The organism is Cohnella sp. AR92 (genome assembly GCF_003990975.1).
GTDB lineage: Bacteria > Bacillota > Bacilli > Paenibacillales > Paenibacillaceae > Cohnella.
The window spans coordinates 1-20,340 of the sequence record NZ_RZJR01000028.1 but is presented as its reverse complement, the minus strand read 5'-3'; the positions used below and the strand labels follow the sequence as shown (position 1 = coordinate 20,340).

Sequence of the window (20,340 nt, the reverse complement as noted above, 5' to 3'; positions counted from 1 at the left end):
AAGCTATCCTGCTTCCGTTGATCCTTCAGATGCTCGACAAGAAGCTAAAGGAAATGGAATGGTCATCCGACACGCTAAAGACGCTCTATAAACGTTCTATCGAGCTCGTGATAGATCGGGTGCTTCAGGATCACATTGGTGTACGTAAGGAGCTGCGGGCCAGAAGGATTAAAACATGGGACGGAGACAACACCGATTTCGCGCTATACATCAATTACAACTGTCGGGGATACGACGGGAATTTCTTCGTTACCCATGACCTGGCTAAGTCGGAGATAGGCGTGAGGCTAGGCAAGTACATCCAGGAGGCATTCTTGCCGCGATCCAATTTGGAGGTAAAAATTTGATCAAAGTAGCACGGGAGCCATATCGAGAGCGATTTGACTAGCGATTATTTTTTACACTAATTTCGACATCATGCGACAATAACCACTATAGTAAGATTTCTTAAAACCATGTAAGGTTTAACATAACAACCAGAAAGGAAGGTGATGGGAATGGACAAAAGAAAAAGCCGTAGCAGAGAGCCGACGGCATTGTGGTGGACTGTATCCGTTGCAGCGGAAAAATCGTCCGTTAATATCGAACCGGATTTAGGTTACCAAAATCAAAGTAACATGTATATAGGGAAATTGTAGTACATCCAGTTTTAGAACTTTTTGTTCTAAAAACCGCAGAGGAGGCGCGGAATTACTTCCGCCGTTCACTTGGTTTTGTTTTAAATCCCTCATATAAGTCTCTGAAGTCGCATTCTAATATTTCTTCGGCGATGTATATATCTTCGGGCTGCATAATGCGGTCGCCTGAACAGAAGTGCGAAATCATTCTTTGGGATCGACCTGATCGCTCAGCGTAGTAAGTTTGCGTCCAACCTCTAGCCTTGATCAGGTCACCAAGTAAACACCTCCCGCGGGAGATGTTCATTAGTAAGCTCCATCAATGTATTTTTACTTTGTCAATTATAACATCAAAGGTGGGACAGATGCATGTTGATTATCTTGGATGCTCTTAATTCGATTGGCCGTATATCGGCTGGTGATCGCTTGATTGTAGATATCGCTACAGAGGTGAGCCTCGGTCAAATTGTAGTCTGCGAACCAGACAGGCACTTAGATTACTATCACGAATCTCTAACTGTAGATGTAATAGGAAGGGTTGTTAGGTTTTACGCTGACCAACCATCCGCGAGAAATAGTGAAGCCGCATTATCTACATAGCATCCGACCAGCCCATAAAAACCTCCCATTGACCACTTTTTGTCCACGGACTACCAACTTTCAAAGGGAGTCCGTGTTTAATGTCTTACACATCGAAAACCCGTATATGCCTTGTTATTACTGGGATCAGGTGACATCAATTACTCAACGTAATCAATGTTACAGATAGTGCCCATTATGATGTTAATCGTAGTCGCGGTGCTGTTCACCAACATTATCGCTAAAGACAACACCGGGACCAGCGCGCGGATCACGACGCAAGGAGATGCGGCGAATACGAAACTCGGCAATCTCGGGAATTAAAGAACGGAATGACTTAATAGAAGGAGGCGACGAAGAGTGCGGCAGATCTTGATGACGGTCCTCTTGATCGTGGCGGTAGTCGGCGTTTACCTCGGATTTAACGGGGGATCGGACGGCGCGGAGTCGAAGCTGCGCGACTCCGCGACCCGGATGGCGGACGGAATCTCGCGGATTAGCCCATGAAGCAGCTCCTGATCTTCCTGTTGTTCTCAAGCCTGTTCTGCTGGCTCATGTTCTCGCCGGTCTACAAGCATGTTCTGGTTCTTCGGCAAGCCCTTCTGCAGCAGGAGGCCGATTATCTGCTTGAGGTCGGAGCGAGCGGCCGCTTCGGCTACATCGATGCGGGGCTGATCGAGGAGTCGAAGAGCAGGCTCGCCGAGAGCGGCTTCGAGCCTGCCCGGCTGCAATATTCGGTCGCTTCGACTTCCGGAGCCGAGGCGGACAATGCCGAGCAGCCGCTGGTCCGGGGCGAGGGAATCAAGCTGACCATTCGTTATCCCTACGACGGCCTGCTCAACATCGACCGGCTGATCGGCCTGGAGCCGAGCGCGACGGAGCCTTACCTCTCTGCGGGCGGGATGAAGATGAGCGAATACGTGCCGTGAACAGCCTTTGATCGGTGGAAGGCGAGCGGTCTTGGCTGAGATCGAAGCGTATTGATATTATGCCTTGGGGGTTATCATGCATAAGCTTGTATTTGTCGTTCTCATGCTCTCGTTATGGTGGATGCTTCACGCCGTGCAGGTGGATGAAGAGCTGGCCTTGTCGGTCGTTCACGAAGGCAAGAGGGCTGTCGACCGGGCTGCGCATGCCGCCGCGCAGCAACTGGACGAGGACAAGCTGGAGCTCGGCGTACTCGCCATCGACCGCGAGGAGGCGCAAGCCGCGGCTGCTCGGTATCTTCAGGAGAACCTGAGGCTGGAGCCGGACTTTGCTCCGCGCGCGGACGGATACCTGCGGGAACGGGTAGAGGTTCAAGCTCTGGAGATCGTCGATGAGACGGCGTCCTTCCCCTACGTCTATCGGAATGAGGAATACGATTACGAGACGATCTTCCGCAGGCCTGGCGTCGTTCTCATCGTCAAGATCGTCTATCCGCGAATCTTCGCGGCGATCCCGCCGATCGAATGGGAGCTCAAAGGCTCCGCGGAGCTGGTGTATTAGCACGCAGACGTCGGGGGACGGCCGAAGCTTACTTCGGCTGCGCGGCTTCCACGCCGCGTACGATCGCGCGTTCCAAGACGACGGCCGCGACGGTTCCCACCGCGGTTACGGCGTTGTCCCCCGTCAGGCCGCTGGTATCGGTCCCTGTGGCAAGACAGAAGATCGTATCTCCGTCTAGCTGCGTGTGCACGGGGGAGATCGCTCTCGCCATGCCGTCATGGGCGAGGGTTGCGACCCGGCTGGCTTCCGCTTTGGTCAGCTTGGCCGTCGTCGCGACTACCGCGATGGTGGTGTTGCGAGGGCGTCCTGCCGAAGGAGGCACTCCCTCCAAGATAGCCCTGGTTTGATTGACGAACGCGCCGTTCGGCCCAAGCGACCCTGCAACGATGCGGTCTTGATTCCAAATGTCGCCGACCGCGTTGACGACGGCGATGGCCGCTACCCGCGGTCCGCCGGGGATCTGCCACGCCGCCGTACCGACGCCGCCTTTCATCGGCGAGCCGTAGATTTTCCCGACGGTCGCGCCGGCACCGGCGCCGACGCTTCCTTCCGCCACCGGTCCTGCCGTTGCCGACTGGCTGGCGGCATAGCCCATCGCGGCATCGGGCCTGCGCGAGCCTTCGGCATAGATCAGGTCGAAGATGACGGCGGCCGGTACCGTCGGAAGAATGCCGCCCTGGGTCTGCGCACCGAAGCCGTGTTCGGCGAGCCAATTCATCACTCCCGCCGCGGCCGCAAGCCCGAAGTTGCTTCCTCCCGTCAGCAGAACGGCCTGCACGAGCTCCGTCGCGGTTCCGGGATGAACGGCGTCGGTTTGCTGCGTGCCCGGGAAACCCCCTCTTACGTCCACGCCGGGAACCGCGCCTTGAGGTGCGAGAATCACAGTGCAGCCGGTTCGGCCGCTCTCGTCCTGCGCATGCCCGACCAGAATGCCGGGAATATCGGTGATGCCGCCGAGGGAACCGCCAGCCCCGTCGATAAGGGCGTCGGCGCTCGGACCGATCGGTTGATTTCGAATCAGCGGGTCGTTCCGAAATCGTTTATGCCGGGGGCGGCCTTTTCCGACCGGCCGGATGGCCGCGCACTTTCCTTTTTGAAACCGCGATTTCTTCATCGTTCGCACGACGAGTCTCTTCCTTCGAATCCGCGAAGCGAGCTTGGCCGCGCGAGTCTTTCGAAGCAAAGAGATCTTCCGGCGGATGCGCGCTTGGTCCCGGATGCCCATGTCAGTCCTCCTTATCGATGTCCGATTCGCAAGGCGAGTCGGATATCATGCCTTCTCCCTCATCAGTATGAGGGGCGGGACATCCATACCTGTGCGCCTGCACAGGGCGCCCGCCTCTATTCGGAACGAACCCGATCCCTCCCCCTTGATCGACGCCTCCTTATACCGATCCGCCTATCCGGATTTGACTTTCCGCTCCCGACTCTGCTCTAATCAAGGGACAGCGCCTTGCGCGGAGGAGTGGAAGAGATGGACGAGAAGCAACGCGATGAACTGGCGAACCGTCAGGCCCGCCTTCAAGTTTATATGAAGCGGGAGCGGCTGGACGGCTGCTTGGTGTCCCAGAACGTGGGCCTGTATTATTGGACGGGTTCGATGCAAAGCGGCTATTTATTCATTCCGCAAAGCGGAGAATCCACATACTATGTCAGGAAAAGCTTGGTCCGGGCTCTCGGGGAAGCCGGCGTGAGAACGGTCGGGCTGGGCGGCTTCCGGCAATTCGGCGCCACGCTTGCCGCGGATTACCCGGAGCTGTTCGGCGCAGGAGAGCCGCCGCGGATCGGAGCCGATCTCGACGTCATGCCCGCGCAGCTGTATTTGCGGCTTCAGGAAGCGGCCCCGCAAGCGCGATGGGCGGATGCTTCCGCCATTATGCGCAAGACCCGAAGCGTGAAGTCCAAAGAAGAGACGGCGGCCATTCGCCGCGCCGCGGGCATTGCTTCCGCCGCCTTGGCGGATGGCTTGAAGCAGCTTCGGGAAGGCATGACGGAGCTGGAGCTCATGGCGGCGATCGAGAATTCCATGCGCAGGCAAGGCCATATCGGGCTCATGCGCATGCGGGGATACAATCAAGAAATCATGACCGGAGTCGTCGCCGCGGGCGAAGCGGCTGCCGTTCCGACCTACTTCGACGGACCGGCGGGAGGCAGAGGACTGGGGGCGGCGGCCCCTCAGAGCTCGTCGAACTGGCCGATTCGAAGAGGGGAGCCGATCCTGCTGGATATCGGCTGCTGCATAGACGGCTATACGATCGATCAGACTCGAACGGCGGTTATCGGAGAGCTCTCCGAATCGCTGCGGAAGGCGTACGAGGTATCCGCTTCGATAATTCGCAGCACCGAGAAGCGGCTTCGTCCCGGCGCCATTCCGGAACAACTGTACCTATCGGCGCTGGAGGAAGCCAAGGCGAACGGGCTGGCGGACCACTTCATGGGGTTCGGCTCCGATCAGGTGAAGTTCCTGGGGCATGGCATAGGCTTGGAGATCGACGAATGGCCGGTTCTGGCCAGAGGCTTCGTCGAGCCTCTCGAACCCGGCATGGTGCTTGCGATCGAACCCAAGTTTACTTTTCCCGGAATCGGAGTCGTGGGCATAGAGAATACGTATCTCATTACGCAGGACGGCTTCGAGACGCTTACGGCAAGTCCCGAGAAGCTCTACGCATGCGAAGCTTGACGAGATGACCTGGTCTAACCGCAGGACTGGGTTATTTCCTATTGGAACGGGGCCGTTGCGTATGAAAATGTAAATATAACCTCAGTATTTTACTCGGATTTTAGCTAACTCCGCTTGACATTAGCTCATAATGAATGTACACTAACTTACATTATGTAAGTATAATATGTCGTCATCCGGAACATAGCGATACTGCCGCTTGCAAGCAACAGATCCGATCAAGCGGCCCGATGTCTTCTTAGACCAACGATTGCAGGTGATAAAAGCATGATTTCTACCGATATTAAACGCATCCTATTGGACAAAATGACCTTAATCCAGCATGCCGGTCTTCGTAATCTCTGCCTGGTTGGTCCCGTTAAGCTTCCGATTCAGATGGAGGATCGCGTCGCGGAATTCAAATGGTATACCTGGCTTGAACTGAAAGATGAAGCGACCCCCGAGACGCTCCTGGAATCGCTCAAAACGATGAATCTGGCCGAGCTTCAGCAATCTTCCGTGCTCGTGTACGGAGACTTCGAGCACTCTCCGGAGGCGCTGGTACGGATGCACAGCATCTGCCATACCGGGGATATCTTCGGCAGCAAGCGCTGCGACTGCGGCTACCAGCTTCGCCAATCGCTGCGCATGATCGTCGAGAACGGCAGCGGCGCCCTGTTCTATCTGGCCCATCACGAAGGCCGCGGCATCGGCTTGTTCTCCAAGTCTCTGGCGTACCTTCTGCAGCAAGAAGGACTGGATACGGTCGAAGCGAACGAGGCGCTCGGCTTCGAAGACGACAGCCGTTCCTACGAGCAGCCGATCCGCGTGCTGGAGACGCTTCGCGCCCGTCCGGTAACGCTGATCACGAACAACCCGCGCAAGCTCGCTTCCCTGCAGAAGAGCGGCCTTGCCGCGGAAGGCCATATCCCGCTGTGGGGAGATATCTCGGACTATAACCGGTTCTATCTGGCCACCAAGGTGAAGAAGTCCGGCCATATGCCTCAAGAGACGAGAGCGATGGCCTAACGGGGCCAGCCCCAGCCCGGCGGGCCGGCGGCAGCAATCGCAGCATCCAAGAATAACAACAGAGAGGCGGGGGGAGTCGGCATGCTTGTTCAGACGGACGTCTGTATCGTTGGAGGAGGTCCCGGAGGAGCCTTGCTCGGCTATCTGCTGGCTAAACGGAACGTATCCGTCGCGCTTGTCGAGAGGCATGCGCGCATCGAGAAGGAATTCAGGGGAGAGCACTTGACGGCGGACGGGGAAGAGATCCTCGTTCGGCACGGCCTGTTCGACAAGGTCGTCGCGGAAGGGCTGCTGCCTATGGCAAAGGTAGAGTATTGGAAGGACGGGCGTGCGATGGAGGTCCTGTTCCCGGATGAGGAAGCGGGTGAGACTCACATGAGCATTCACGTCCCTCAGGGAAATTTGCTCGGAGCGATCCTTCGCGAGGCGAAGCGGCTTCCTTCCTTCCGATTGCTGATGAATACGACGGCGAAGGAATTGCTGCGTGATTCGGAGGGCAGAACCGTCGGCCTTAAGGCATCGCGCGCCGGTGCCGAGCTGACGATCAAGTGCTCGGTCGTCGTCGGAGCGGACGGCCGGTACTCGGTCATTCGCAAGCTCGCGGGCATCCCGGCTCGCATCAAGAAGCACGGATTCGATCTGCTATGGGCGAAGGTGCCTCAACCCGAGGGCTGGGAGCCGGTGATTCGCAACGCGCTTGCCGGGGATCAGCCGATCTCCCTGTTTACCCAAGCGGGGGGATTCATTCAGATCGGATGGAACATCCCCGAGGATACTTATCCCGCTTTGAGAAAAGGCCCCATCGAGCCGTTCCTCGAAAAATTCATCGACGAATATCCCGACCTGGAGGAGACCGTGCGGGCTTCGATCAAGTCTTGGTCGGACTTCATCCTGCTTAAGGTTTATAGCAGCTACAGCGAGACTTGGGTGCAGGACGGCGTCGTCATCATGGGGGACGCCGCCCATACGATGAGCCCGACCGGCGCGTTCGGGATCAATTCCGCGCTCAAGGACGCGGACGTCCTGGCCGAGCTGCTGCTGCGCCTCGATCTGAGCGAGCCGGTAGAAGCCGCTAAGCTGCTGCCGTTCGAACGGGAGAGAAGGGAAGAGATCGATCGGTTCCATCGGCTTCAGCAAGAGAAGGAAGCCGCGTACGCCAGCCGCTTCCGATGAGCTCGCGGTTCCTCGTGCATTCTCTCTCGTCTCTATCAACGTTAAGATTTGCATTCTATTCCTTATCTTTAGTAGGATAGAAGCAAAACCAGAAGGATAGAAGCAAATCCGCAACCATGGGGGAGGGGGAACCACGATGCTAAAGCTGGGAGACAAAATTATCGTTGTCGGCGACCGCTACGAACAGAATCTTCCCGTCGGAGAATACGGCTATATCATCGCCTATGATCGCAATACGGACAGCGTCTTTGAATATATCGTTCGCGTTCCGCAAGTGAATCGGCAATTCTACGTATCCGCGGAGGATGTCGAGCTGGAAGAGACTCTATTAAGCCTGGAAGCGGACCGGATCGAGCGCGAAGCGCTGATCGATTACGCCCTGGCTACTCGCAACGAAGAGCTGTTCCGCCGAATCATGAACGGGGACAAAGAAGTGCCGCAGGAGAGCGAGAAGGAAGTGCAATCCCGCGAAGACTTCATTCGGCAAGTGAATTTGAAGGCATGGATCTAAACGGGAACACCCGGTAGAACGCCGCCAGGCGAGCTGCCGGGTGTTTTGCGATTTCGGAGGAGCTCCGGCTTCAGCTTCTAACGGCGGCGGGCAGCGGGACGGGAGAAGGCCGGCCGAAGTAGTAGCCCTGAAGCAAGGGGATACCGGCCCGGCTCAGATACCGCCATTCTCCCTCATTCTCGACTCCTTCGGCCAATAAGACGCCATGGAAGCGGGCGGCCCGGTTCTGCACCTCGTCGATATGGCGCATTTTCCCCGGATCCCGGTGGCAGTCGGTCACCCACTTGCGGTCCAGCTTCACGTAGTCGGGACGCAGCGCTTCCATGGCATCGAGAGTGGCGAATTGCTCTCCGACGTCATCCATGGCCAGGCGGACTCCCTCCTTGCGGTAAGCTTCGAACACATCGAGAAGATGGCGCCGGTTGTCCAACCGTTCCGTCTCGACGACCTCGAAGACGAAATCCTCGGGCCTCATGCCGTAATCCTTAATGGACCGGAAGGTGTCCTCCAGGCAAGAGGAAGGGCGGTAAAGCGAAGAAGGGAGAAAGTTGATGAACTTCTTGATCCCCGCCGGCAGATGGTTCGAGGCCAATCGGATGGCCGATTGCCGGGCTTCCCGATCCAGGAAGGAGTGAAGCCCGGACTCCCTTGCCGCGTCGAACAGCTCGGCCGGACGGAACGGAGACTGCTCGGGGAGCGGGCGGAGCAGGAACTCGTAGCCGACGGGAGTTCCGTCCGTTCGCACGATCGGCTGCATATGGCTGGTGAATCTTCTGTTCAGGATAAGATCGGCCAGGCGGTCACGTCCGACGCCCGCGAACAGGAAGCCGATCGGAAGCCAGCCGTCGTTCTCGGCCGCCTCCGAAGAGGAGTCCTCCGGGTAAGGGGACGGGTCTATTCCCGTCTCGTCCTCATAGGCAATTCGGCAGCGCAGGGCTTGGCGGTCCCGTTCGGTCGCTCTGTGCTGAAGGCTGTTGATCAGGGCTAGGAACGCATTCGGCTGAGCGAAAGGGACGGTCCAGACCGGGCGATCCCCGGGATTCGTGGGTTCGCCGACAAGCTCGCCCAGGAGGGCTTGGGTTCCGAAGTCGTCGGAAGCGAGCTCCAGAAGTCCTTGGTCGCGAAGCGGAAGCCGGCGGTTGCGAACGTGGTATCGAGGCATGGCGAAGCACCCTTCCCTAGTGAATACCTGTATTATTCCCCAAGCCTCTCCTTTATGAACCGCTCGGGAGGAACCTGCCTCTTATCGCTTCAATTATGGCTATCATTGAGTTAAATCCGCTTGTTCGATATAATAATGAGAATGATTGGACACACGAACGCGGGGAGGAAATTCTAAGCATGAGCATTACGGTCAAGGACGTAGAACACGTTGCGAATCTGGCCCGTCTCGAGCTCACGGACGCCGAGAAGGAGCAATTCACCGGCCAATTGAACGCGATATTGAAATATGCGGAGAAGCTGAACGAGCTGAACACGGAGGGCATCGAGCCGACGAGCCACGTTCGTCCGATGTTTAACGTCATGCGCGAGGACAAGGTCGCCGAGTCTCTGCCGATCGAGAAGGTGCTGCTGAACGCGCCGGACGAAGAAGACGGCCAGATCAAGGTGCCGGCCGTTATCGAATAGATTCTTGGGTCTCGCCCGACTAGCAAGGCAAGAAGAGGCCTTAAGGCATTAGGCATATAGGGAGGAATTATTTTGTCGTTGTTCGATCTGCGGTTATCCGAAGTACATAACCGTCTTCAACATAAAGACCTTTCGGTGTCCGAGCTGGTTGACGCTTCGCTGAAGCGGATCAGCGACACCGACGAGCGCATCGGAGCTTTCCTTGCGCTGAACGAGGAAGAGGCCCGTAAGCAGGCGCGCGCGCTTGACGAGAGTGCTTCCGCCGAACGCGGAATTCTGCATGGCCTTCCTGTCGGCATCAAGGACAACATGGTTACGGAAGGTCTTCGGACGACTTGCGCCAGCCAATTCCTGTCCAACTACAACCCGATCTACGACGCGACGGTCGTCTCCAAGCTGCGGGAAGCCGATTCCGTGATTATCGGCAAGTTGAACATGGATGAATTCGCGATGGGCGGTTCGAACGAGAATTCGTCCTTCAAGGTTACCCGTAATCCGTGGGACCTGACTCGCGTGCCCGGCGGTTCGAGCGGGGGCTCGGCCGCGGCCGTGGCTGCCGGACAGGTTTATTATTCCCTGGGTTCGGACACCGGCGGCTCGATCCGCCAGCCGGCCGCTTATTGCGGCGTAGTCGGATTGAAGCCTACCTACGGGCTCGTGTCCCGATACGGACTCGTTGCCTTCGCCTCTTCGCTCGACCAGATCGGTCCGATCACGAAGAACGTCGAAGATTCGGCGGTCGTCCTGCAAGCCATCGCCGGCCATGACCATCGCGACTCGACCTCCGCTAACGTCGAGATCCCGGACTATCTGTCGCATCTGACGGGCGACGTCAAGGGTCTTCGGATCGGCGTTCCCAAGGAGTATCTCGGCGAAGGCATCGATCCGCAAGTGAAGAGCCGCGTGCTCGAAGCGCTCAAGAAGTTCGAAGAGCTCGGAGCCGTCTGGGAGGAAGTCTCCCTTCCGCATACGGAATACGCGATCGCGGCTTATTATTTGCTCGCTTCCTCGGAAGCTTCCTCCAACCTGGCTCGTTTCGACGGGGTGCGGTATGGAGTGAGAGCGGCGAATCCGGACAACCTGATCGATCTGTACCGTCGCTCCCGCAGCGAAGGCTTCGGCCCCGAGGTGAAGCGCCGCATCATGCTCGGAACGTACGCGCTGAGCTCCGGATATTACGATGCTTATTACAAGAAAGCTCAGCAAGTCCGGACGCTGATCAAGCAAGACTTCGATCAAGCGTTCCGGAATTACGATATTATCATCGGACCGACCGCGCCGACGCCGGCGTTCCCGATCGGCGCCCAGGTCGGCGATCCTCTGACGATGTATTTGAACGATATATGCACCATTCCGGTCAGCTTGGCCGGCGTTCCGGCCATCAGCGTCCCATGCGGACTGGCGGACGGATTGCCTGTCGGCCTGCAAATCATCGGCAAGCCGTTCGACGAAGCCACCGTGCTGAGAGCGGCGCACGCTTACGAGACAGCCACGGATCACCACAAACTGCGCGCCGCGCTCTGACCGGGCTGGACCGCGTTTGCAATCGACCGCGTTTGTCATTGACCGCGCTTGTAACTGACCGCGCCTGTAACTGAATTGAGGAGGAGCACAAATGTCCATCCTGGCCCCATATGAAACGGTAGTCGGACTGGAGGTCCACGTCGAGCTGCACACCAAATCCAAGATTTTCTGCGGCTGCTCGACGTCCTTCGGCGCCCCGCCGAATACGCATACCTGTCCCGTCTGCCTGGGACATCCCGGCGTTCTGCCGGTGCTGAACCGCCAAGCGGTCGAATACGCGATGAAGGCCGCCATGGCCCTCAATTGCGAGATCGCCGAGTGGTGCAAGTTCGACCGCAAGAACTACTTCTATCCGGACTCCCCGAAGGCTTACCAGATCTCGCAATACGATCAGCCGATCGGCAGCAACGGATGGATCGATATCGAAGTGAACGGCACGAAGAAAAGAATCGGCATTACGCGCCTTCACCTGGAAGAGGACGCCGGCAAGCTGACCCACATCGGCGGAGGGCTCGGCTCGCTGGTCGACTTTAACCGGGTCGGCACTCCGCTCGTCGAGATCGTCTCCGAGCCGGACATCCGTTCTCCGGAGGAAGCGAAGGCTTACCTCGAGAAGCTTCGCTCGATCATGCTCTATTGCGACGTCTCCGACGTCAAGATGGAAGAGGGCTCGATGCGCTGCGACGCCAACATCAGCCTTCGTCCGCATGGACAGGAGAAGTTCGGCACGCGCGCCGAGCTGAAGAACATGAACTCGTTCCGCGGCGTACAGCGCGGCCTGGAATACGAGCAGATCCGCCAAGCGGAGATTCTCGACGGCGGCGGCGAAGTCGTTCAAGAGACGAGAAGATGGGACGAGTCCCAAGCGAAGACGTTCAGCATGCGCGGCAAGGAAGAAGCGCACGACTATCGCTACTTCCCGGATCCCGACCTCGTTCGCCTGCACATCGACGAGGAATGGCGCGAACGGGTTCGCGCCTCCATTCCGGAGCTGCCGGATGCCCGCCAGGCTCGCTATGCCGAGCAATACGGGCTCACCTCCTACGATGCCGGCGTACTGACGGCATCGATGAAGGTCGCCGACTTCTTCGAGGAGAGCCTGAAGTACACGAGCGACGCGAAAGCTTCCGCGAACTGGATCATGGGCGATCTGCTCGGCTACCTGAACTCGAACGGCCTTGAGATCGACCAAGTGAAGGTGACCGGGCAAGGGCTCGGCGAGATGATCGGCCTCATCGAGAAAGGCACGATCAGCTCGAAGATTGCCAAGACGGTATTCAAGACGATGATCGAGACCGGCAAGGCGCCGCAGACGATCGTCGAAGAGCAAGGACTCGTGCAGATCAGCGACGAGAGCGCGATTCTCGCCATCGTCGACAGCGTGATCGCGGCGAATCCTCAGTCCGTGGAAGACTTCCGCGGCGGCAAGGACAAGGCGATCGGCTTCCTGGTCGGCCAGATCATGAAAGAAACCAAGGGCAAGGCGAATCCGGGGCTCGTCAACAAGATGCTGATGGATCGCTTGAAGTCATAACAACCAGACGAAGCGGCAGCCCTGCGACAGGGGTGCCGCTTCCGCTTGCCGGAAGGCGAGGGGGAGGACGAGGGAAGATGAGAATCGAGCTTCTGCGTTTAAGCGATAGGGACATTGCGGAGGAAGTGTGGGGGTTGCAGCATGCCGCTTACCGGGTAGAGGCCCAGATCATCGGCGTCTCCGACCTTCCTCCGCTTCATGATACGGTAGAGAGAATTCAAGCGTCGGAAGATACGGTATGGGGCGCATGGGATGAAGCGGACAGCCTCGTCGGTGCCATCGCGATCGAGGAGAGCGAGAAGGACAACACGATCGGCAAGCTGATGGTCCACCCCGACAGTTTCCGCCAAGGAGTCGGATCGAAGCTGCTGAATCACGCCCTCGGAGCATATCCTTCCCATATAGGGTGGCTGGTAACGGCGGAGGTCCGCAATAAGCCTGCCATCGCCCTGTATGAGAAAGCGGGATTCCGAGCGGGGGAGACCTTGAAGCCAAGGTCGGATATCACGATGATTCTGATGAGGCTGGAGGCGGGCTCCCGGCCTTAAGTCGGGCATTCTCCTCGCCGCGAAGCCATTGTTGCCTGGAAGTGCCGTGTGATAAAATTCAAACTGGAGCTGAAAGCCGATGCATGACCCCTGGGCAATCGATAATTGGCATCTCGTTCTGCGCTTGATTCTGTCCGTCGTGCTTGGCGGTTTAATCGGCTTCGAGCGGGAACGCAAGAACCATGCGGCGGGCCTTCGGACGCATATTCTCGTCTGCTTAGGCTCCTGCTTGATCATGATCTTGTCCATTTACGGGTTTACGGACTTTATCGGACAACCGAACGTGAATCGGGATCCGGCGCGGCTCGCCGCCCAAGCGATTACCGGGATCGGCTTCTTGGGGGCCGGCACCATCATGTTCACCGGCAAAGCGATAACCGGCCTGACGACGGCCGCATCGCTCTGGGTCGTCATGGCGATCGGCTTGGCGGTCGGAGCGGGCTTCTACTTCCCCTCCGCGGTGTCTGTACTCCTCGTGCTGCTCGTGCTCTGGGGCCTCAATATCGTGGAGAAAAGATTCGTGAACCAGGTGAAGGAACATCTGTTTACGCTGTCCGTCGATTCCGATATGATGCCGACGGAGCAGATCGAGACGATCCTGCGGCAGAGGGAAGCCAAGCTGCTGCGCATTCACTTCGACGAGCTCGTGGACGGGATTCACTCCGTCGCGAGCATTCGAGTGAGATTGAGCGTCAGGCTGCCCCGAACGGAGCTGGCTCTCCCGATCGCGGAAGAGATGAGGCACTTGGCTGGCGTAAACTCCGTATCCGTCGAATAAATGCAACATCCTATACGGGAGGCAATGGCAATGAATCATCCGGACGAATGGCATGCTCCCCCTGAACCGGGACCGCGCAAAAGCAAATGGATAGCCGGGCTTCTGGCCGCCTTTTTTCCGGGAACGGGCCACATGTATCTCGGATTGATGACCAAGGGCGTATTTTTCATGCTGCTGCTCGCCTTTAATATTTGCGCGATCGTCTATTTCGGCTTGGATAACGAATATGATAACAGAGTGTTGATCATCGTTCTTCTCAGCCTCATGGTTCCGATTCTCTACTTCTACAACCTGTTCAGCGTGCTTCAGAACACGGAGAGGGTTAACGCAAGGCGAGCGGGCGGTTACCTTCCTCCTCAGCCTCCGGATTGGAATGGACACGCCACTCCTCCGAAGAGCGAGGACAGCCAGCTTCCGGCGATTGGAATCGTCGTGCTGCTGGTCGGAGGCTTCGTGCTTCTGCAATCCTCCCATTCCGATTGGGGCCGCAAGCTGCCGCATTCGTTCGGAGCGATGACAGGGGCCGTGATCCTGATCGGAATCGGCGCGCTCTTGTGGCTCTGGGAACGCCGAGGACAGTCCGGCAGGAAGGATTAGCTTGGATAAGCTGGCGATCCATGCCAAAGAATAGAGGACCAAGGGCTTCTCTTCCATTGACAATTCTGAAAATAAACACGTAAAATTAAGCTAACAAGTAGGAAAGGCTGTGAAGAGCATGGATTCCAGGGTTACTCACGCCGTGGACCAGCTCAAATCCGGAGGGGTCCGGATGACGCCGCAGAGGTATGCCATACTGCAATTTCTGATGGAATCTCACGTTCATCCGAAGGCGGATGACATTTACCGGGCGCTGTCCCCCCAATATCCGAGCTTGAGCGTGGCAACCGTCTACAACAACTTGAAGCTGTTCGTAGATGCCGGTCTGGTTAGGGAATTGACATATGGGGACAACTCGAGCCGCTTCGACGCGGATCTGTCCGATCACTACCATGCGATCTGCACGAGCTGCGGGGCCATGGTCGACTTCGAACACGAGCCCGTTAGGGAAGTGGAAGATGCCGCCCGTCAGAGAACCGGCTTCGTCGTGCACGGTCATCGGATGGAGATTTACGGCTTGTGTCCGACCTGCGCCTCGATGCAGTCCTAAGAGGGTTATCCGATACTTGATTGTATAAAATTCATTTCGAATAGACGCGCGAGAGGTTTAAGCCTTCGCGCGTTTTTAATTGATTGGCAACTTAACCCGTCTCCCATTCGTACCTTTTATAGATTAAGAGACAAGGAGAGTGTGCGGTTGAACTCGATGATGATGACCGGCCGGCAGCGTCCGAGAAGAAGAAGACAGCGGCTTGGCCCGATTTTCGTAAGCATATTCATTCTTACCGCCTTGGCTTCGGCCGCTTTGTTCTGGTGGCTGTCCGAGCGGCCGAATACCGCTCATGAGACGCCTGAATACGCCTCGATAGAGCATCCGATCATGCTGGACGGGGAGTGGAGCCAGACGGGAGCGCAGGGAGAAGGAGAGGGACTTCTCATTCCTCTTGAGATCGCCCGGAAGCTGCTTGGCGACGGAGTCCGATATGAGCAAGACTCGCAATCCATTATTCTAACGACGAACCAAGCGGTGCTTCACTTCAAGACGGGGGAACTCGACGCGACGATGAACCGTAAGCCGCTCAAGCTGAGCTTCGCGGCGAAGGACGAAGACGGCAAGCTTTACCTGCCGTTCGCTCCGCTTAAGGAGTTGTTCGGTATCCAAGCGGAAGTCGGCGAGACCTCCGGAATCGTTACTTTGCTTATGCCCGATAAGAAGGTTCAGCAAGGCGAAGTGCCCGCAAGCTCCAAGAAGGGCGCGAAGCTCCGCAGCGGACCGGACAAGTCCTATCCGATCGTGGAAGATCTTGCGCCCGGTGCGGACGTAACCGTATGGGGCGAAGAAGAGGGCTGGTACAAGCTCCAGTCGGCAGAAGGCTTCATCGGATACGCTCCGAAGTCCGGAATTGCCCTTGGGGAGAGCAAGGTCGTCCCTTCGGCATCGGAGGAAGAGAAGCCGTTCGTCCCCTGGAATCTGACGAATGAACGGATCAACTTGACCTGGGAGCCTGTCTATACGGCGAATCCCGATACGGGCAAGATCGGGGAGCTGACCGGGGTTAACGTCGTCAGTCCGACCTGGTTCGCTCTCAAAGACGGTACGGGACAGATCATCAGCAAGGCGGACGCTTCCTATTCCACCTGGGCCAGAAACAAAGGGGTTCAGGTATGGGGGTTGTTCAGCAACGATTTCGAACCGGTGAAAACGACTCAAGCGCTTGCCGATTACGACACGAGAATGTCGATGATCCAGCAGCTGCTTGCCTATGCGAAGGCGTTTAAACTGAACGGAATCAACCTGGACTTCGAGAACGTGGAGACATCGGACAAGGACAACTTCGTTCAATTCGTCCGCGAGCTGGCGCCTCTGCTGCATGAGCAGAACCTGGTGCTGTCCGTCGATGTCACGCCCAAGTCGGGCAGCGAATACTGGTCGCTGTTCCTGGATCGGGGCCGGCTGGCGGAAGCGGCGGATTTCCTTATTCTGATGGCATATGACGAGCACTGGGCTTCCAGTCCCGAAGCGGGCTCGGTCGCTTCTCTCCCGTGGACGGAGCAATCCATCTCGAGGCTGCTGGAAGAAGACGGGGTGCCCGCCGGCAAGCTGATCCTCGGAATGCCGTTCTACACGAGAATCTGGACGGAGACGGTCTCCGGTACGGGAGAGACGAAAGTTACCTCCAAGACGATGAGCATGGATTCGGTGAACAAGCTTCTCGCCGAGAAGAAGCTCACTCCCAAGCTGTCGGAAGAAACGGGACAGAACTACGTGGAGTTCAAGGAAGAAGGAGCGACCAAGAAAATCTGGATCGAAGACGCCAGTTCGATTCGGAAGCGTGCGGAGCTCGTCAAGAAATACAGCCTGGCTGGAGCGGCAAGCTGGAGAAGAGGCTTCGAGTCCTCGGATATCTGGGCGGCCCTCGATAAGGCGCTTCAATAAAGCCCGTAACATCAGAAGGCGGCGCAGGGAGATTCCCTGCGCCGCCTTCTGTTCGTATATGGCACGCCCATTCTTACCGGCCGACGATATCGGCGATGAACCTCTCCAGCGTCTCGAGCTCCGTCATGTTCTTGTTGCAGGTCTCGCTGTCTAGGCAGAGATAGTTGCCGATCGCCTTGTAGTAGTCCGGCGAAGCATTCGCCGGCTTGGACTTGGTGACGGCGGTGAACAAGGCCACTTCGGCTTGCTTCTTGCACAGGAAGCAAGTGCTCTTCTTGTTCGCGGGCGTGAATCTCCCTTCGACTCCCGCGAGCGTGCCGCTGAGCGGGTAAACGAGAAACATCTTGTTCGACGCGATATCGGTCCAGCCCAGATAAGTGACATGTCGGTAATCGACGGCCGACAGATCGGGGAGCTTCAGCTTCTTGATCTTCGGGAACAGCTTCTTCAACTGGGCTTCCGTCGCTCTAGGGAACTCGTTCAGGTAAGGCTCGAGCGAACGGAGATAGTCCTGGAATTGTTCTTCCGTGTTATGGGGAAGAAATTGCTCCAGGATCCCGATTTGAAGCTCGGCGGCTTCCGGGAAAGCTTCCGCAATCCGCAGCTGCGCGTTCTCCCGAACGGACTTGACGATCTTAGGATCATAAACCGTTTGACAGGTTTGCTGAAGCAGGCGGATCTGCTTCTTGATCAAGTTGAATTGATGGTTTCTAATGAATGGTTGTTGCATCGCTTTACAGCCCCTTTGTCGGATTTTTTAGGTTCCTCCTCGAGGTGCAAAGCCCATTATTAGAAACGATATCCGTTATCATAGGCGATTCGGTTGGTTCTTACGTCCGCCCCATGCAAAGTATCGCCTCCTTAACAGGCTTTGCACGAGTCGTTGCTAACTCCGGCAAACGATTTTGCCATCGGTACCGACCTCCTTTGCATTCATTATATAAGAGTGCCGTTTAACGCGGCAACACCGGAACTTTCCATTCCGCGGGACAAAAACAAACGCCGCTTCGTCCCGGCTCCAGGCCGGGCGCCGCGGCGCCTGTATGTATGATTCTCACGAATGAGACAACGTTTGCTCTTCGCTCGGTACTCCCGTCGTCGCCATGGCCGGATCCCAGGTCAGAATCGTATGGCAGTACATGCAACGATCCGTTTTGCCCAGCATCTTCGTTCTCTTCCCGCACTCGGGACAATCGATGACCGGCGCGCTCGTGGACAGCATGCCCACCCAGAAATAAATAATCATGCTCGCCGCGCAGGCCAGCAGACCGAATACCATGAAGATTCCCGCGATGATCTTGCCGACTTGTCCGAACAGAAGAATTCCGCTTGTGCCGAACACCATAAGGCCCATGCCGCCTAATACGAGAAGCAGCCCCCACGTCCGCATGGTCGATATCTTGCTGGCTCTGAATTTCATTTTCGAGATTGCCCCCGTCATCATATTAGTCATCCGGCAGGAAACCGGAGTGGCTCTGTAGAATACTTCAGTTAGGAACTCACGCACAAATTCCATTATATCCTACAAAATGCGTACAGACCACTTTCTCCTTGAAATGGCGAGAGCGGGCTGCCGCAAGCGGGGAGGCGACATTCGTGGGCAGGCTGGATACAAGCGGTTTATTCTATATGGACCTGTTCGGCCGGGAAGAAGGCCTGGAGAGTCTATTGCTCGTCATCAATCCCTATTCGTACGGCGGATTGATCGATGGAATGGACCGTCTTGTCATTGCTGTTTATAACAGGCCGCCGCAGCGCGAAGTGGAGCATTGGATGTGGGGAGAGACTCGTATTCAAGCGAATCGGGTAACTCTTGACGGAGTAGAGAAGTGGATTACCAGCGGGGAGCGCAAAGGAGTCGTCCAGTGGATTCTCGAAGGCGACGTTCTGTTCGATCGCAACGGATACCTGGAGGATCTTCGCAGACGGCTGACCGATTGGCCGGCCGAGCTGAAGGAACGCAAAATCCTGTGCGAATTCGCCAAATTCACGAGGACCTACCTGCAAGCCAAAGAAGACCTGAAGAACGGTCAACTGCTCGATTCTTACAGCAACATGCTGTCGGCTCTCCATCATTGGGCCGATATCTCCCTGATCGAAGAAGGGATGCATCCGGAGCTCACCGTCTGGGTACAGATGAGACGCGTGAATCCCGGTATCTATAAGTTATATGAAGAACTTACAACGAGCGCCGAGACGTTGGAGCAGCGGATTCAGCTTGTGCTGTTAGCTTGCGAGTTCTCGGTGTTGACGAAAATGCGAAGCTCTTGCGCGCTGCTGCTGCGGATCATCTCGAGCCGGGAAGAGCCCTGGAGCGTATCCGAGCTTCAGAAGCATCCGGAGCTGGACGGCCTGCAGCTCGACCTATCCATTGTCCTGCAGAAGCTCGTGATGAGGGGTTACCTGCGAGAGATAGTAAAGTCTCTTAGGGAGACGGGGCTCGGAATGATGGAGATCCGCTATGGGGTTGCTTATACCGATTAAGGAATGGAGCTATCTCGGCCGAACGGGCTGCGGGATGGCTCTTATTCGTGTCGGGGTGACCGGAAGGACGGATGGATGATCCTCTTTAAAATCATAAAAGCGATGATGGCGTATATTTGCGCACGGAACGGGGATTGTATCGATTGAGCGAGTAACGCAATCCAAAGACGGCGAAGTCGGTGAGCCAGGGGGCCGAACGGGGCTGAGGCCTAGAGAAAACTGAAAATTACTTCTTTAATAATAGCGTTGACGAGCGTATTGGATCTGTGTTAAATTAATTCTCGCCGCCGCAAGAGCAAGCGCGAGCGACGAACGGCTGAAACAAAAAGAATGAACGAGGAAGAAATTGGTCCTTGCATTCGGGTGGTAAGCTGTGATACATTATAAAAGTCGCCGCTGAAAAGCGAACGACAAAGAGAAACAAAAAAGCAACAAAAACTTGTTCCTTGAAAACTGAACATCGAGCGTAAATGGAAATAAATCGTCGAGCGGAACTTCGGTTCTGCGAGACAAACCAGCAGTACAGAACGAGCCTTCAAGGTTCTTCAAAAAGGTTTACCTTTATGGAGAGTTTGATCCTGGCTCAGGACGAACGCTGGCGGCGTGCCTAATACATGCAAGTCGAGCGGATCTTCTTGAGTAGCTTGCTACTCAAGAAGGTTAGCGGCGGACGGGTGAGTAACACGTAGGCAACCTGCCCATAAGACCGGGATAACATTCGGAAACGAATGATAAGACCGGATACGCAGAACT

The 20,340-nt window shown here is 56.6% G+C and carries 23 protein-coding genes and 1 rRNA gene; 19 read left to right on the top strand and 5 right to left on the bottom strand.

What is annotated here, in order from left to right:
- A partial coding sequence (locus ELR57_RS28460) for a YhjD family protein (protein WP_238162717.1) occupies window positions 1-347 on the top strand: 347 nt, incomplete at its 5' end.
- 343 nt (window positions 348-690) lie between these two features.
- On the opposite strand, the gene ELR57_RS27430 is transcribed toward ELR57_RS28460, so the two are convergent.
- Window positions 691-924 (bottom strand): helix-turn-helix domain-containing protein, encoded by a 234-nt coding sequence (locus ELR57_RS27430; protein ID WP_126963036.1) that lies wholly within the window; start codon window positions 922-924, stop codon window positions 691-693.
- 470 nt (window positions 925-1,394) lie between these two features.
- On the opposite strand from ELR57_RS27430, the gene ELR57_RS28510 reads away from it, so the two are divergent.
- The 4 genes from ELR57_RS28510 to ELR57_RS27420 all read left to right on the top strand — a co-directional run bounded on the left by ELR57_RS28510 (window position 1,395) and on the right by ELR57_RS27420 (window position 2,684).
- Entirely contained in the window at window positions 1,395-1,520 is a 126-nt protein-coding gene (locus ELR57_RS28510) for a hypothetical protein (RefSeq protein ID WP_255414990.1), read from the top strand.
- A 36-nt stretch (window positions 1,521-1,556) separates the two neighbouring features.
- Window positions 1,557-1,703 carry a hypothetical protein gene (locus tag ELR57_RS27990; RefSeq protein WP_158630199.1) on the top strand — a complete coding sequence of 49 codons (147 nt, stop codon included), beginning with the start codon at window positions 1,557-1,559 and terminating at the stop codon, window positions 1,701-1,703.
- The gene (locus tag ELR57_RS27425; protein ID WP_126963035.1) at window positions 1,700-2,125 is read left to right on the top strand and encodes a hypothetical protein; all 426 of its coding nucleotides are present in this window, start codon (window positions 1,700-1,702) and stop codon (window positions 2,123-2,125) included. Before ELR57_RS27990 ends, ELR57_RS27425 begins: the two co-directional genes overlap by 4 nt.
- Window positions 2,126-2,201: 76 nt before the next feature.
- Window positions 2,202-2,684, top strand: coding sequence for a hypothetical protein (locus ELR57_RS27420; protein WP_126963034.1), 483 nt, complete (start codon window positions 2,202-2,204; stop codon window positions 2,682-2,684).
- Between the two features lie 28 nt (window positions 2,685-2,712).
- Here the strand turns inward: ELR57_RS27420 and ELR57_RS27415 are convergent, their stop codons facing one another.
- Window positions 2,713-3,909 (bottom strand): P1 family peptidase, encoded by a 1,197-nt coding sequence (locus tag ELR57_RS27415; protein WP_238162716.1) that lies wholly within the window; start codon window positions 3,907-3,909, stop codon window positions 2,713-2,715.
- 249 nt (window positions 3,910-4,158) lie between these two features.
- Between ELR57_RS27415 and ELR57_RS27410 the strand changes: the two genes are divergently transcribed.
- From ELR57_RS27410 to ELR57_RS27395, 4 genes are all read left to right on the top strand, one after another.
- Complete coding sequence (locus ELR57_RS27410; protein WP_126963033.1) at window positions 4,159-5,364, top strand: M24 family metallopeptidase; 1,206 nt, start codon at window positions 4,159-4,161, stop codon at window positions 5,362-5,364.
- A 267-nt stretch (window positions 5,365-5,631) separates the two neighbouring features.
- Entirely contained in the window at window positions 5,632-6,372 is a 741-nt protein-coding gene (locus tag ELR57_RS27405) for a GTP cyclohydrolase II (RefSeq protein WP_126963032.1), read from the top strand.
- Between the two features lie 81 nt (window positions 6,373-6,453).
- Window positions 6,454-7,545 carry an FAD-dependent monooxygenase gene (locus ELR57_RS27400; protein WP_126963031.1) on the top strand — a complete coding sequence of 364 codons (1,092 nt, stop codon included), beginning with the start codon at window positions 6,454-6,456 and terminating at the stop codon, window positions 7,543-7,545.
- Window positions 7,546-7,681: 136 nt separating this feature from the next.
- The gene (locus tag ELR57_RS27395) at window positions 7,682-8,056 is read left to right on the top strand and encodes an ATPase (RefSeq protein WP_126963030.1); all 375 of its coding nucleotides are present in this window, start codon (window positions 7,682-7,684) and stop codon (window positions 8,054-8,056) included.
- Between the two features lie 70 nt (window positions 8,057-8,126).
- Here ELR57_RS27395 and ELR57_RS27390 read toward each other — a convergent pair whose 3' ends face one another.
- Window positions 8,127-9,218: an EAL domain-containing protein gene (locus ELR57_RS27390; protein ID WP_126963029.1), complete on the bottom strand. Its 1,092-nt coding sequence runs from the start codon at window positions 9,216-9,218 to the stop codon at window positions 8,127-8,129.
- Between the two features lie 179 nt (window positions 9,219-9,397).
- Here ELR57_RS27390 and gatC point away from each other — a divergent pair, with 179 nt between their 5' ends.
- The 8 genes from gatC to ELR57_RS27350 all read left to right on the top strand — a co-directional run bounded on the left by gatC (window position 9,398) and on the right by ELR57_RS27350 (window position 17,103).
- Window positions 9,398-9,685, top strand: a complete 288-nt coding sequence (gene gatC, locus ELR57_RS27385; RefSeq protein WP_126963028.1) for an Asp-tRNA(Asn)/Glu-tRNA(Gln) amidotransferase subunit GatC — start codon at window positions 9,398-9,400, stop codon at window positions 9,683-9,685.
- A 72-nt stretch (window positions 9,686-9,757) separates the two neighbouring features.
- Window positions 9,758-11,209, top strand: coding sequence for an Asp-tRNA(Asn)/Glu-tRNA(Gln) amidotransferase subunit GatA (gene gatA, locus ELR57_RS27380; RefSeq protein WP_126963027.1), 1,452 nt, complete (start codon window positions 9,758-9,760; stop codon window positions 11,207-11,209).
- Window positions 11,210-11,300: 91 nt separating this feature from the next.
- Window positions 11,301-12,743 carry an Asp-tRNA(Asn)/Glu-tRNA(Gln) amidotransferase subunit GatB gene (gene gatB / locus ELR57_RS27375; RefSeq protein WP_126963026.1) on the top strand — a complete coding sequence of 481 codons (1,443 nt, stop codon included), beginning with the start codon at window positions 11,301-11,303 and terminating at the stop codon, window positions 12,741-12,743.
- A gap of 77 nt (window positions 12,744-12,820) precedes the next feature.
- Complete coding sequence (locus tag ELR57_RS27370; RefSeq protein WP_126963025.1) at window positions 12,821-13,291, top strand: GNAT family N-acetyltransferase; 471 nt, start codon at window positions 12,821-12,823, stop codon at window positions 13,289-13,291.
- Between the two features lie 79 nt (window positions 13,292-13,370).
- Complete coding sequence (locus ELR57_RS27365) at window positions 13,371-14,069, top strand: MgtC/SapB family protein (RefSeq protein WP_126963024.1); 699 nt, start codon at window positions 13,371-13,373, stop codon at window positions 14,067-14,069.
- A 30-nt stretch (window positions 14,070-14,099) separates the two neighbouring features.
- Window positions 14,100-14,666: a TM2 domain-containing protein gene (locus tag ELR57_RS27360; protein ID WP_126963023.1), complete on the top strand. Its 567-nt coding sequence runs from the start codon at window positions 14,100-14,102 to the stop codon at window positions 14,664-14,666.
- Between the two features lie 118 nt (window positions 14,667-14,784).
- Window positions 14,785-15,216 (top strand): Fur family transcriptional regulator, encoded by a 432-nt coding sequence (locus ELR57_RS27355; protein ID WP_126963022.1) that lies wholly within the window; start codon window positions 14,785-14,787, stop codon window positions 15,214-15,216.
- A gap of 156 nt (window positions 15,217-15,372) precedes the next feature.
- On the top strand, window positions 15,373-17,103 hold the full coding sequence (locus ELR57_RS27350; RefSeq protein WP_238162718.1) for a glycosyl hydrolase family 18 protein: 1,731 nt from the start codon (window positions 15,373-15,375) through the stop codon (window positions 17,101-17,103).
- 73 nt (window positions 17,104-17,176) lie between these two features.
- Here the strand turns inward: ELR57_RS27350 and ELR57_RS27345 are convergent, their stop codons facing one another.
- Window positions 17,177-17,833, bottom strand: coding sequence for a FusB/FusC family EF-G-binding protein (locus ELR57_RS27345; RefSeq protein ID WP_126963021.1), 657 nt, complete (start codon window positions 17,831-17,833; stop codon window positions 17,177-17,179).
- Window positions 17,834-18,157: 324 nt separating this feature from the next.
- Entirely contained in the window at window positions 18,158-18,523 is a 366-nt protein-coding gene (locus ELR57_RS27340) for a DUF2614 family zinc ribbon-containing protein (protein ID WP_126963020.1), read from the bottom strand.
- Between the two features lie 176 nt (window positions 18,524-18,699).
- On the opposite strand from ELR57_RS27340, the gene ELR57_RS27335 reads away from it, so the two are divergent.
- The gene (locus ELR57_RS27335) at window positions 18,700-19,587 is read left to right on the top strand and encodes a nucleotidyltransferase-like protein (protein ID WP_126963019.1); all 888 of its coding nucleotides are present in this window, start codon (window positions 18,700-18,702) and stop codon (window positions 19,585-19,587) included.
- 560 nt (window positions 19,588-20,147) lie between these two features.
- Window positions 20,148-20,340: ribosomal RNA gene (locus ELR57_RS27330) — 16S ribosomal RNA — on the top strand; the annotation flags it as partial.